This window comes from Achromobacter sp. FW305-C-30-7, assembly GCF_058783105.1.
Genome location: NZ_JBYSYI010000009.1, coordinates 250,373 through 263,300 on the forward strand (window position 1 = coordinate 250,373; position 12,928 = coordinate 263,300).

Below are 12,928 nucleotides of genomic sequence, written 5' to 3' on the forward strand. Positions count from 1 at the left end.
GCAGGCGGGTCCTGGGCGTATCAACGGAAGGAGACGACATGACCTATGACCTTTGGTACTGGGACGGCATACCCGGGCGCGGCGAGTTCGTGCGCTTGGCCCTGGAGGCTGGCGGCATCCCCTATCGCGAATGCGCGCGCCAGCCGGGCGCGGATGAAGGCACGCTGGTCGCGGACCTGAGCGCGGAGCGCAAGCATCCGCCGTTCGCGCCGCCCTATCTGGTGGCGGGCAAGATGACGCTGGCGCAGACCGCCAACATCCTGCTGTTCCTGGGCGAAAAGCACGGCTTGGCGCCGGACTCGCTGGAAGGGCGGCTGTGGGTGAACCAATTGCAGCTCACCATCGCCGACATGGTGGCCGAAGCGCACGACACGCATCATCCAATATCCGCCAGCGAATACTACGAAGACCAAAAGGTCGAGGCCGCGCGCCGCGCACGCAGCTTCCGGGAAGAACGGATGCCCAAGTTCCTGGGTTACTTCGAACGCGTGCTGGGCGGCGAGCAGGCCTGGCTGGCGGGCGGCAAGCGCTGGACCTATGTGGACCTGTCCTTGTTCCAGCTGGTCGATGGCCTGCTCTTCGCCTTCCCCAAGCGCATGGCCACCCTGGCCGTGCGCTATCCGAACGTCATGGCGCTGCATGCGCGCGTGGCGTCGCTGCCGGCATTGCAGCCTTACTTCGAAAGCGGCAGGCGCTTGCCTTTCGGAGAAGGAATCTTTCGCCAATATCGCGAATTGGACGCCGCTTGAGTCCGGATAAACCCTGATGTTGCTGGATGCCGATTTTTTTGACGGGTCTCTTGAAAATCTTGAGACCCGCTCATTTTTAAGATTAAATGTTTGCAAATTGTTAGATAAATATATCCATTTGTCTCACGGCAGATAGGTCGAACGGCATCAAACCACCCGGGTTCCGGGTAGGAGACGTCACGATGAAATGGATTACCCTCAGCCAACTGCTGCGCATGGACCGCGGCATGCAGAAGGCCGACATGCTCGGGCAGATCGCTGCGATCCACAACGCCCAGGCCGTCATCGAGTTCGACCTGGACGGCCACGTCCTGGCGGCGAACCCGAACTTCCTGCACACCATGGGCTACGCGCTGGACGAGATCGAGGGGCGGCACCACCGCATGTTCGTCGATCCGGCAGAGGGCGCATCGGCCGGCTATGCGGAATTCTGGAGCCGCTTGCGGCAGGGCGGCCGCGATGCCGGGCGCTATCGCCGGATCCGCAAGGACGGCAGCGACGTCTGGCTGCAAGCCTCCTACAACCCGATCCTCGACCGCCACGGCAGGCTGGTCAAAGTGGTGAAGTACGCCGTCGACATCACCGAGCAACAGCAGCGGCAGGCGGACGTGGAAGGCCAGCTGGCGGCGATCTCCAAGGTGCAGGCCATCATCGAGTTCGAACTCGACGGCACCATCATCCGCGCCAACGACCTGTTCCTGGACGCCGTGGGGTATCGCGCGGACGAGATCCAGGGGCGGCACCACAGCATGTTCGTCCCGCCGGAAGAGGCGCGCGGTCAGGCGTACAAGGAATTCTGGCGCAGGCTGCGCAATGGCGAGCACGACACCGGGCAGTATCTGCGCATCGGCAAGGGCGGACGCCAGGTCTGGATCGAAGCCAGCTACAACCCGATCTTCGACGCCGAGGGCCGCCCGGTGAAAGTCGTCAAGTACGCCACCGACATCACGCGGCGCTTTACCGCCGCCCAGACCCTGCGCGTCGCGGTCCAGGGCCTGACCGAAAACGCCGAGCGCGCGGGCCAGGCCAATACGCTGGCGCAGGACGCCTGTCGCGTGGCCGAGCAGGGCGGCCATACGGTGCAGGAAGTGGTGCAGACCATGGGCGGCATCACCCAGAGTTCGCGGCGCATCTCGGAAATCATCGGGGTGATGGACGGCATCGCGTTCCAGACCAATATCCTGGCGCTGAACGCCGCGGTCGAGGCCGCGCGCGCCGGCCCGCACGGCAAAGGCTTCGCTGTCGTGGCGTCGGAGGTCCGCAGCCTGGCGCAGAACAGCGCGGCAGCGGCCAAGGAAATCAAGGACCTGATCACGTCCTCGGTGCAGCAGGTCGAGAGCGGGGCGCGCCAGGTTCAGTCGGCCGGCACGACCATGGACGATATCGTCGCGTCGTCGCGCCGCGTGACTGAAATCATGGCGGAGGTGGTGGAGGTGTCGCTGGCCCAGTCCGCCCGGCTGGGCGAGGTCACCGAGGACATCACGCAGCGGGCCGGCGAGCCTGCGCGCACCGCGCCGCCAACCGCCGCGGTCAGGCCCGTGGCGCCAGCCCTGCGGGCTAGGCCGGCGGCCAATGGACCGCTGCAACCGCAGGCCGAGCGGCAATACGTGCGCTACTGAGCCGGCGCTGCCGGCCCGATGCGCTATAAAGACGGTATTGATCTGAACCCGCAGGCCCGGGCAGGAGCCATTCCGCCCGGGCCGCGCCATTTGCGGCTACCGTCCATGACCGAATCCGAAGCACTGGCTCTCGCCTCACACCGCCATTACAAGGGCGGCCTCTACCTCTATGTGGGCACCGCCCGCCACTCCGAAACCGAGGAGTCCCTGGTCGTCTACGAACACCTGTGGCCGCACGAGCGCGGCCTGTGGGTGCGTCCGGCGGACATGTTCTTCGGCCAGTTGCCCGATGGCGCGCCGCGCTTTGCGCCGTTGCGGCCGGCGGAGTAAGGCTGTGACGTACTTCTATCGCCGGCCGCGCGCGAGCGGCGCCTCTCCCGTCCGGGCGGCGGGCGGCAAGGCGGGCGCGGAGGCCCTGGCCGCGGCGCTGCAGGCATTGCGCGGCCCGTTCATCGTGGCCGACCTGGAAACCACCGGCCTGTCCACCGCGACCTGCGAGATCCTGGAGTTCGCGGCGGTGCGCGTGGGCGAGGCGGGGGCGCTGGAGCGCGAGTACACGCAAGTCGTGCGTACCCGCGGTCCGGTGCCGTCCTTCATCAGCCGGCTGACCGGCATCACGCAGGCCGAAGTCGACCGCGATGGCGTGCCGGTGGTGCAGGCGTTTTCCTCCTTCCTGGATTTCGTGGAAGACCTGCCTGTGTTTTTCCACAATGCGTCGTTCGACCGGCGCTTCCTGGGTGCGGCGGCGGACCAGACCGGCCTGCCATTCGCCAATTCCACCCATTGCACCCTGGCGCTGGCGCGGCGCGCCTGGCCGGAGCTGCCCTCGCACAAGCTGGAAATCCTGGCGCGCCATGTGGGCGCTTCCGATCCCACCCACCGCGCGCTGGCCGACGTGCGCACGACCGTGGCGGTGGCGCTGGCCGCCAGTTCCCGCCTGGCCGCGGGCCAGGAGTAGCCATGTCCGACCTGGAACAGATCCGGCTGGCCGTGCGCCGCTTTACCGAAGAGCGGGAGTGGCAGCCGTTCCACACGCCCAAGAACCTGGCGATGGCGCTGGCCGGAGAGGCGGGCGAACTCGTGTCCCTGTTCCAATGGCTGAGCGAGGCCGAGTCGCGCCAGATGCCGCCGGAAAAGCTGGCGGATGCCGCGGACGAAATCGCGGATGTGCAGATGTACCTGGTGGCCCTGGCCGATCAGCTCGGCGTCAACATCGCCGATGCGGTCGCGGGCAAGATGGTCAAGAATGCGCGGAAATACCCGGCGGATCGTTTTCGCGGCAGCGCGCGCAAGTACGACGATCCGCCTGAACAGTCCTGACCCGCGCGCGATGCGGCCAGGTTGGCCGCGTCAAATCACTTTTTGCTCGTGATGCACTTGGGGCGGTTCGACGAAGAAGCCCGCCACCAGCTTGCGCCATTCCTGGAAATCGCCGGATTCGCGGAAGTCCACCATGTGGTTTTCGACGGTTTCCCAATCCACCACCAGCGTGTAGCGCTGCGGCTGCTCGATGCTGCGGTACAGCTCCATGCCGTGGCAGCCGCGGGCCCGCAGGAACAGCGGCTTCGCTTGCGCGACGCCTGCCTCGAACAGCGCTTCCTGCCCTTCGCGGACATGGATGCTGGCAATTTCCTGGATCATGTTCTGGTCTCCAAACAGATGAGGCCGGGTAGCGCCCGGCTGGCCGCCGTAGTATGGCTGAAAATCCCGGGCCAGGCGCGCAGCGGGCCTCGCCGCTTCGGTTGTGCGCGTTAGGGAGCTTGCCCGAGGCGGTCCGCCTTATTCCCATCCATAAAGTTGAAGCCGGACGCGCACGGCGCACAGCCAGCGCGTTTTTCCTCGTCCATACGCAGGGTCGCCGCGCAAGATTGCCGCAAATCTGGCCGATTGTTTTACAGCCCGGGATCGTCCATCGGGATTCGGTCGCCCGTTTAGGCGATATCGACTTGCCTAGGACGGCGCAATCATTCCGTACCAATACGAAAGTCCCACGCCTTTCGTCATTGTCCAGGCGTGGCGCTGAGCGGTAACGGTCCGCGCCGGTCGGTCGCCGGTAAATCGTGAATCCGTGCATGCACGGAGCAGGAGGAGCTGAAATGAAAAAGCTCATAGCAGTCGCCGCGTTGTCCTTGTTCGCTGTTTCGGCTTATGCGGACCCTGGTGGATCAATCACGGGCCACGCCGGCGCAATCAATGGCACCGCATCATCCATTTCCACAGGCAGCTCCGTGGCCGCCACCCAGATCAACGGCTACGGTTCATCCACCCAGGTATCGTTCGGCATGACGGGTGGCGTTGCGGAAGTGGGCGGCAGCTTCAGCCGCGATGGCACGCAAGTGGTCACCAGCACGCGCCAGTACGCCAACAGCGATTCGTACGGCCACGTGTCGGGCAACGCGCCCATCATGGTGGGCGACAGCATCGCCAATGGCGGCGCCACGTTCGCCAAGACGGATACCAGCGCTTCGGCGACGGGCTCCTTCCATGCGGTGAATGTGGGTGCATTCGGGTCGATACATGGCATCGGTCCGGTGGGCCATGTCGGCGGTTTCAATCACTGACCCAGTTATCCGGACGGCTCCGGCCGTCCGGGCGAGGGGACATCATGAAGACTATAGTGCTTGCCATTTCCCTGTCGCTGGCGGCGTTTTCCGCCGGCGCCCAGACCAGCAGTTCCAATGCGACGACATCGGCGTCGTCGGGATCGACCAACGCCGGCAACAATCAGGGCATCACGCTCAACTCCAATAACAGCGGGTCCAGCACGCTGCGCAGCGTGCCGCCGCTGGGCGGACAGAGTTTCTACGGTTCGTTCTCTTCCGACAGCTGCATGGTTTCGGCGGGCGGCGGCGGCGCCGTGGTCGGCTTCGGCCTGAACGTCGCGATCCCGATCGAGGATCAGAAGTGCAGCCTGCGACGCAACTTCGAGCGAACCATGCAGGCGGCCGCCTCGACCAAGGACGCGGACCGTTCGCGCCGCCTGGAAACCGCGGCCATCGACATTCTGTGCCAGACCGACGACCGCACCAAGGCGGCGCTGGTGGCGCAGGGACTGTGCACCAATCCTGCCTTGACGACCGCGGATCACCGTTTCGACAGCAACGCGGTGGCGCAGGTGGCGCCTTCGGGGCCGGTCCTGGCTGACCGCCCCGCGCCGCCGCAACCGCCGGCGCCCGAGGCGCGGGCCTATCCAGTGCGCAGCGTGCAGAGCGCCGCGCTGGCGGCGCCGCCGTTGCGCAACCGGACCTACACCGATCTGTACACGCCGGGCTGATGCGGAAGTCCTGCCGGTCCCTGGCGGGGCGGGATGGCGGCAGGATGTGGCGGCTTCAGGACTGGGTCGGCGGCGCGACGGCGAGGGGCGCCGCTGCCGGCGGCGCTGAAGCCAGCAGCATGGTGGGCGGCGACGACACCTCCAGGCCGGCGTCATGCAGGCGCTTGAGCAGAGTGAACAGCAAGGCGCTGCGCACGCCGTAGGCCGCCCGCGGCGACGACACGTAACCCTTGGCGTTGAAGACCAGATTGCCGCCCTCGATGCCGTCCAGGAAGACGTTCGGCGCGGGCGCGTCCAGCACGTCCTCGTGGTCCGAGAAAGCCTGCAGGATCAATTCGCGCACTTGTTCCGCGTCGGTCGACAGCGGCAGCGGCAGCTTGATCTGCACCAGCCCCAGCGGATTCGAGCGGGTCACGTTGCGCACGGTCTTGGTGACGAACTCCGAGTTCGGCACGATCACCGTGGAGCGGTCCCCCATCTGGATTTCCGTCGCGCGCACGTTGATGCGCAGGATGTCGCCCTCGACGCCGCCCAGCGATACCCAGTCGCCCACCTTGACCGGACGCTCGGCCAGCAGGATCAGGCCGGACACGAAGTTCTGCACCACCGCCTGCAAGCCAAAACCGATACCCACGGACAGCGCGCTCGCGATCCACGCCACGCGTTCCAGGCCGAAGCCGGCGGCCGACAGCGCCAGCGCCACCGCCGTGACGAAACCGGCATAGCCGAACAGCGTGGCGGCCGACAACTGCATGCCCGGATCCAGCTCGGTCGTGGGCAGGTAGCGGTTGGACAGCCAGCGCTTGAGCATCTTCACGGCCAGCAGCGACAGCGCCAGCACCAGCAGCGCCTGCAGGACCGCGCCCGGACGGATCTGGGCTTCGCCGATGGCCAGTCCCTTGCGCAACTGGTCGAAGCGCTGCAACAGGTCCATCGGCGCTTCGCCGAAGGGCGCCAGCAGCAGGATCACGGCCAGCAGGCCGACCGCCACGCGGCCGACGCCCGACAGCAGCACGGCCGCCTGGTCGCGCATGCTGGGCGCTTCGTGTTCGCCGCCGTCGCGGTGCGAGGTGCCCAGCAGCGTGCTGAAGCCGTCCTCGATCAGCGTGGACAGCAGATAGGCCGAGGCCAGCACGATCAGCACCCACAGCACCTGCTTGACCATGAAGCTGCCGAACGCCACGTAGCCGGCCAGCAAGCTGGCCAGGCTCAGGATCAGCACCGTCCAGACCGAGGTCAGCAGCAGCGACACCCAGAACGGGATCGGGGCCTCGCTTTCCTGCATGGCCTGGCGCCGCAGCCGGCGGCTGATGGCCAGCACCGCGCCTATCGTCGCCATGGTCAGCACGGCGACGATGCCGGTCAGCGTGATGGTGGTGGTCAGGCTGGCGTTCAGCAGCACCGGCAGGCGCTCGGCCAGCCAGATCATCACCACCAGAACGCCCAACACGCCGGGCAGCCAGCGCAGCCGCAGCGCCACGGCGTCGCTGATGGGCGGCAGGCGCCACGAAGGACGGTTCGCGGACAGCAGCGCATAGCCCAGGCCGGACACGTAGCCGCCGAAACAAACCGTCGCCACCAGGTTCGCGAGCAGCGACGAGGTGTTGTCGCTCAGCTGCGAATCCCAGTCCAGGCCGATATGAATCAAGAGCGCGATGACGCCCGGCGTGGCCACGGCCAGCACCAGATGCGTGACCGCAAGAAAGGAGCGGCGCAAGCGTCCTGGCGGGACGCGCGTGGCGGTTATCCGCAGCAGCACCCGGCCGATGGCGACGCGCAGGGCGATCGTCAGCGCGATCGCCGCGCCCAGCAGCAGCCAGCCCCATTTCGGCGTCTGGCCGACCGCGGTCGAAAGGTCATCGCGCAGGGCTTCCAGGCGTTCCAGGTCGCGCGGGAACTCCTCTCGGAACTCGGTCCAGAACTGGCCGGACAGGAAGGAGTCGCGCCGTTCGCCCAGACGCGCCTGGAACTGCTTGCGGCGCTGCGCCGAGATCTGCTCCGCGGTTTGTCCAGCGTCCACGGACAGCAGCCGGGCCAGCTTGATCTGCGCATCCAGCGCGCGGCTGTTCTTATCCAGCTGCATGCGTTGCGCGGCCACGTCGGACGCTTCCTTGACGCCTTCGGGCGGAGTGCCCAGCTCGCTCAGCCGGGCCGTTACGCTGGCCAGCTGAGGCGTCAGAGCCTCGGCGGCGGCGTCGGCCTTGGACTGGATGTCCAGCGCATCGCCGCGCTGTTTCACCAGGGTGGCGTCGTCGGTCTCGTCGGCGACGCGCTTGCGGATGTCATCGATCTGCTTGCGCGCGGCCGCCAGCGTCGCTTCGGTGTCGGCCGGGGTAGGCGGCGCTGCGGCGTGGGCCGGCAGCAGGAAAAGCGCCAGCAGCAGCGCCGCCATCAGCGCCACCAAGGCGGAGTAGCGGGCGCGGCGGGGCCGGGCGGGCAGGGTAAGGGAAGTCTGTGTCATGTTTCTTGGGCGAGTCGCTCGCATCGAGGCGGGAGCATAGCAAGGCGCCGCCCCATCCGTTGCAACAAAAACGAGCGCTGCGGCCCTATTTTTGACGGGGGCTCCAAGCGCCGGAATGGCAGCATGAGCCGGGGGGTAAAACAGGGCCGGATAAGCGGCGCTGGGGCCCCGCAGGGTCCAGAGGCGGCGGCGCTGGCAAAGCATGTTTACCTGGTCTACGTTTGGATTCAACTCAGGCCGGCGGGATGGCGCGCGCGGCGCCTTTTTTCGGTTTCCCGAGCACCGTATCGCACACCTCCAGCCAGGCGCGGGCGGCATACGACAGATAGCCGGACTGCTGCCAGATATGGCCGACTTCCCACTGCATGCCGGATTTGGCCAGTTTCGCGGTGCTCAAGCCGCGCGTTTTCATGCGCAGCATCAGCGGTTCGGGCAGCAGCGCCACACCCAGGCCCGCCGAGGCCATCGCCACCAGGAAATCCCAATGCGCGCTCTGCGCGGCGATGCCGGGTTGAAATCCGGCATCCGCAAAGGCCTGCCGCAAGCGGCGGGTCATGGCGAAGTCGTCCGTGGGGATCAGCAGGCGCGCATCGCGCAACGCGGCGAGCGGGAACGAGGTCTTGCCGGCCCAGGGCGCGTCGGGGGGGCCTATCACCCAGATCGGGTAGCTGCCGAAGGGCTGGGCCGCCAGGCCGCTGTCCGGCGCGATCGGCAGAATGGTCGCGCCCACTTCCAGTTCGCCGCTGGCGACCAGCCCCTCCACGGCCTGGCCGGTGCCTTCGCGCAGCGTCAGGTGGATGCCGGGATGCAGTTCGCGGAAGCGCTTGACCACAGGCGTGAACAGCAGGTTGATCATGGGCGGAATGCCGACCTCCAACGCGCCGCGGCGCAAGTCGGCCGTCTGGCGCAGTTCTTCCGATAGTTGGCGCATCGTTTCCAGCACCTGCAGGCCGCGCTGGTACATGACCCGGCCCGTGTCGGTGGGGCGGGCCGTATGGCCGTCGCGGATCAGCAGCGGCGTGCCGGCCTCTTCTTCCAGCTGGCGGATCATCTTGCTCACCGTCGACTGCGTCACGAACAGTGTCTTGGCCGCCTGCGTGAAGCTGGCATGCCTGACGGTTTCGACGAAGTACCGCAGAGCGCGCACGTCCATGGACCGGAATTCCCCCGCGCGATGCGCGCAAAACATTCAAACGATGAAAAAAGCGACTTATCTGAATGATTTTAAGTCATTACGAGATTTGAGCAGGCCTTCCTATACTGCCGAAAATTCGTTCCCGGACCGCTTCGAGTCGGCCCAGGAACCTCGGGAAACGCCGCGTCAGACGGCGCCTGGGCGCATGGCGGCAATGCCGCGCCCCGCCGCACGTAGGCCCTTGAATCTGGAGACACCATGCATCTCGACCGTATCCGCCACCCTGGGCTGCGCGCCAAGATCACTTCCGCCGATCAGGCGGCTTTGCTGGTTAAGGACGGCATGACCGTCGGAATGAGCGGCTTCACCCGCGCGGGCGACTGTAAGTCGGTGCCGGCGGCGCTGGCGGCCCGCGCCGAGCGCGAACCGCTCTCCATCACCCTGATTACCGGTGCGTCGCTGGGTCACGATACGGACAAGATGCTCGCGCAAGCCAACGCGCTGGCGCGCCGCATGCCGTTCCAGGTCGACACGACCCTGCGCCGCAAGATCAACCAGGGCGAAATCGCCTTCATCGACCAGCACCTGTCCGAGACCGTCGAGCAGTTGCGCGCGGGCCATATCGGCCCCATCAACGTCGCCATCATCGAGGCCGCCGCCATCACCGAGACCGGCGCCATCGTGCCGACCATGTCGGTGGGCAACTCCGCCTCCTTCGCGCAGCAGGCGGACGTCATCATCATCGAACTGAACATGGGCGTGCCCGCCGCCATCGAAGGCCTGCACGACATCTACGTGCCCGAAGCCCGCCCGGCGCGCCAGCCCATCGGGCTGGTTTCCCCGGAACAGCGCATTGGCCAGTCCTGCATCGAAGTCGACCCGGCCAAGATTGCGGCCATCGTCATTACGCAGGAACCGGACAGCCCGTCCAACGCTCTGCCGCCCGACGAGGAAACCAATGCCATCGCCGGCCACATCAACGCCTTCCTGCGCCGCGAGGTCGACGCCGGCCGCCTGACCAACGAATTGCTGCCGCTGCAGGCCGGCATCGGCACCATCGCCAACGCCGTGCTGCATGGCTTCGAGTCGTCGAGCTTCGAGAACCTGACGATGTACTCCGAGGTACTGCAGGACAGTGCCATCGAGCTGCTGGACCAGGGCAAACTCGCGTTCGCGTCGGCTTCCTCGATCACGGTGTCCAAGCCGGTCTACGAAAAGATCCTGGCCAATATGGAGCACTACCGCGAGCGCATCGTGCTGCGTCCGCAAGAGATCAGCAACGCGCCCGAGATCGTGCGCCGCCTGGGCATCATCGCCATCAACACCGCGCTGGAATTCGACCTCTACGGCAACGTGAATTCCACGCACGTGGGCGGCACGCACATGATGAACGGCATCGGCGGCTCGGGCGACTTCGCCCGCAACGCGCACCTGGCGATCTTCGTGTCCAAGTCCATGGCCAAGAACGGCGACATCTCCAGCGTGGTGCCGATGGTGTCCCATGTGGACCATACCGAACACGACGTCGACGTGCTGGTCACCGAATGCGGCCTCGCCGACCTGCGCGGCCTGGCGCCTCGCGAACGCGCGCGCGCAGTCATCCAGAACTGTGTGCATCCGTCGTACCGCGATGCCTTGCAGGATTATTTCGACCGTGCCTGCGAGCGTGGCGGCCAGACGCCGCATCTGCTGGAAGAGGCGTTCTCCTGGCACCAGCGCTTCAACGAAACCGATACGATGCGGCCGGCCAAGCCGGCTGCGCGCAAGGTGGCCTGAGGGCCGCCGCCAACTGTGGCTGCCGCCGCCGCGGCGCCTGCCGGGTCATGCGTGCGTAGCGTATCCCGGCCTGCGGATCGTGGTTTCCGCTGGCGCCGCGATTGGGTAGAGGTAAAGCAGCAGATGCTGCTTTACCTTTTTTTTGCCTGCGGCTTCTTGCGGGGGCCGGACTTGGGGGCGCTCAGATTTTCGCGCGACATCTCCAGCTCGTCGCGCAGCCACTGCTTCAGTTCCACCAGCGGCGCCCAGTCGCGCAGACTGGGCCGATAGACCAGGTGGTAGGTCTGCGCCTGCTCATACTCGATGCTGATGGGCGACAGCTGCACCAGCCGGCCCGAGCACAGCGCGTCCGCGGCCAGCAGTTGGCGGCCCAGGGTGATGCCCAGCCCTTGCTCGGCGGCCTGCATCATCATGCCGGCATCGTTGAAGGAGGCCACCGGCGTGATGGGCGTGTTCAGTCCAGCGGCGTTGAACCAGGTCTGCCAGAGCTCGCGCTCGCCAAGCAAAGGCTGGCGCGCCAGCGTCTGCGGCGAATTGTCGGGGAGCGCTGCCGCGGTTTCCGGCGACGCCAGGACTATCAAGGGCAGGGGCGTGTCGAACAAAGGTTCCGACTCCACGCCCGCCCAGGGACCACGCCCAAACCGCAGCGCCGCGTGAAAGCCGTCTCGCAGCAGATCCACCACTTGCTGAGAAGTTTCGATCTCCAGCGTCAGGCCCGGATTGCGCTCGCGCCACCGCGCCATGCGAGGCAGCAGCCAGCGCTGCGCGAAAGAGGGCAGCACCGACACGCGCAAACGCTGCTCGCTGCCCGAGGCCGCGGCCGATGCCGCCATCGTGCCTTCATCCAGTAGAGCCATGGCGCCTTGCACACTGCACAAAAGCGCGGCGCCGGCTGAATTCAGGACGATGCCGCGGCCGCTGCGCTCGAACAGAGGAAAGCCCAACTGGGTTTCCAGCACCTTGATCTGCTGGCTGACGGCGCTGTGGGTGAGGTGCAGCCGTTCGGCTGCGGCGCGCAGATTCTGCAGCTCGGCCACGGCTCGGAAGGCGGGGAGGGTACTGAGTGGCAGGCGCATGGCTGGGATCGGAGTGAGAGATTGGTCATAATAGCTTACCGATACCCCCAAAACAATTCGATTTTCAGCCGGGCATTGGGCGACTACGCTTACCAAAGTGCATAAATACCTGGAGCCCATCATGTCTGCACAGCTTTGCACCCCGTCTTCTCCGGCCTTGGCCGCGGCCTCTTGGGATCGTCAACCCGCTGCGGCCATGCCAGTCGTCGCGCCGTCCGCCGAGGCGTCGCCGCCCCGCCTTGGATTCTTTGCCATGCTCGCGGCGGCTTATCGCAAGCGTCGCAATGAAGCGCGGCTGCGTCATCTTGCCGCCGACCTGGATGAGCACATGCTGCAGGATCTGGGCGCTCCCAACTGGCTGATGAACGAAGCCGCAGTCAAGCGCGACCTGGCGCGGCTTCGCGACGTGGACTATCTCCGCTGGTAGGCGCGCGCGCCCGTGATGGGCGGCTCGGCGTTCCTTCTTTTCCCGCTGCGGCCCCGTCCTCTATATATACAGGGGCCGGGGCCTCGTGCTTGCCTGGGGAGGCGTGTCTTGTCCGCTATCTATATAGGCAGCATCGCGTGGTGGAAAAGGGCAGGTGTCAAAGCCGCGACTAGAACAAATATTTGGCTGCGCGTCATGACAGGCGAAAAACTTGTGCTATAGTCTCGCTCCTTCGCAGTTCAGACAGTTTTGAACCGCGTAGCCAAGCAAGCACAACAGGTCGGGCAAGAGGATTCGAGCCAGGTCTGCCGCAAAGCGCTCAGAGATGAGCGACGCGCGGTGATTGCAAGGATTGCAGCAAGTTAGGCAAAAGCCAGTTGCGCAATCTGCAAAAATCGTGTTATAGTCTTG

Annotated in this window: 13 protein-coding genes; 9 read left to right on the top strand and 4 right to left on the bottom strand. The window is 66.1% G+C overall.

All coding sequences use genetic code 11. The features are described from left to right. The first annotated feature begins 38 nt into the window (after positions 1-38). From AC3WOB_RS25760 to AC3WOB_RS25780, 5 genes are all read left to right on the top strand, one after another. Positions 39-749 carry a glutathione S-transferase gene (locus AC3WOB_RS25760; protein WP_492276576.1) on the top strand — a complete coding sequence of 237 codons (711 nt, stop codon included), beginning with the start codon at positions 39-41 and terminating at the stop codon, positions 747-749. Between the two features lie 182 nt (positions 750-931). Continuing rightward, positions 932-2,368 carry a PAS domain-containing protein gene (locus tag AC3WOB_RS25765; protein WP_492276577.1) on the top strand — a complete coding sequence of 479 codons (1,437 nt, stop codon included), beginning with the start codon at positions 932-934 and terminating at the stop codon, positions 2,366-2,368. 105 nt (positions 2,369-2,473) lie between these two features. Continuing rightward, positions 2,474-2,698, top strand: coding sequence for a DUF1653 domain-containing protein (locus AC3WOB_RS25770; protein ID WP_013395459.1), 225 nt, complete (start codon positions 2,474-2,476; stop codon positions 2,696-2,698). Between the two features lie 4 nt (positions 2,699-2,702). Next, the gene (locus tag AC3WOB_RS25775; protein WP_088142051.1) at positions 2,703-3,326 is read left to right on the top strand and encodes a 3'-5' exonuclease; all 624 of its coding nucleotides are present in this window, start codon (positions 2,703-2,705) and stop codon (positions 3,324-3,326) included. A gap of 2 nt (positions 3,327-3,328) precedes the next feature. Then, positions 3,329-3,688, top strand: a complete 360-nt coding sequence (locus AC3WOB_RS25780; protein WP_013395457.1) for a nucleotide pyrophosphohydrolase — start codon at positions 3,329-3,331, stop codon at positions 3,686-3,688. Positions 3,689-3,718: 30 nt separating this feature from the next. On the opposite strand, the gene AC3WOB_RS25785 is transcribed toward AC3WOB_RS25780, so the two are convergent. After that, on the bottom strand, positions 3,719-4,009 hold the full coding sequence (locus AC3WOB_RS25785; RefSeq protein ID WP_013395456.1) for an antibiotic biosynthesis monooxygenase family protein: 291 nt from the start codon (positions 4,007-4,009) through the stop codon (positions 3,719-3,721). Between the two features lie 455 nt (positions 4,010-4,464). Here AC3WOB_RS25785 and AC3WOB_RS25790 point away from each other — a divergent pair, with 455 nt between their 5' ends. Together AC3WOB_RS25790 and AC3WOB_RS25795 are read left to right on the top strand one after the other, a co-directional pair. Beyond that, a complete protein-coding gene (locus AC3WOB_RS25790; RefSeq protein WP_013395455.1) occupies positions 4,465-4,929 on the top strand; it encodes a hypothetical protein in 465 nt (154 codons plus the stop codon). Between the two features lie 44 nt (positions 4,930-4,973). After that, complete coding sequence (locus AC3WOB_RS25795) at positions 4,974-5,642, top strand: hypothetical protein (protein ID WP_013395454.1); 669 nt, start codon at positions 4,974-4,976, stop codon at positions 5,640-5,642. Positions 5,643-5,697: 55 nt separating this feature from the next. Here AC3WOB_RS25795 and AC3WOB_RS25800 read toward each other — a convergent pair whose 3' ends face one another. Both AC3WOB_RS25800 and AC3WOB_RS25805 read right to left on the bottom strand, forming a co-directional pair. Next, complete coding sequence (locus tag AC3WOB_RS25800; RefSeq protein WP_492276578.1) at positions 5,698-8,103, bottom strand: DUF3772 domain-containing protein; 2,406 nt, start codon at positions 8,101-8,103, stop codon at positions 5,698-5,700. A 232-nt stretch (positions 8,104-8,335) separates the two neighbouring features. Then, a complete protein-coding gene (locus tag AC3WOB_RS25805; protein ID WP_492276579.1) occupies positions 8,336-9,256 on the bottom strand; it encodes a LysR family transcriptional regulator in 921 nt (306 codons plus the stop codon). A 240-nt stretch (positions 9,257-9,496) separates the two neighbouring features. Between AC3WOB_RS25805 and scpC the strand changes: the two genes are divergently transcribed. Further along, on the top strand, positions 9,497-11,014 hold the full coding sequence (gene scpC / locus AC3WOB_RS25810; protein ID WP_492276580.1) for a succinyl-CoA:acetate CoA-transferase ScpC: 1,518 nt from the start codon (positions 9,497-9,499) through the stop codon (positions 11,012-11,014). A 131-nt stretch (positions 11,015-11,145) separates the two neighbouring features. Here scpC and AC3WOB_RS25815 read toward each other — a convergent pair whose 3' ends face one another. Next, a complete protein-coding gene (locus AC3WOB_RS25815) occupies positions 11,146-12,090 on the bottom strand; it encodes a LysR substrate-binding domain-containing protein (protein WP_492276581.1) in 945 nt (314 codons plus the stop codon). A gap of 121 nt (positions 12,091-12,211) precedes the next feature. On the opposite strand from AC3WOB_RS25815, the gene AC3WOB_RS25820 reads away from it, so the two are divergent. Beyond that, complete coding sequence (locus AC3WOB_RS25820) at positions 12,212-12,517, top strand: hypothetical protein (protein WP_492276582.1); 306 nt, start codon at positions 12,212-12,214, stop codon at positions 12,515-12,517. Positions 12,518-12,928 lie beyond the last annotated feature (411 nt).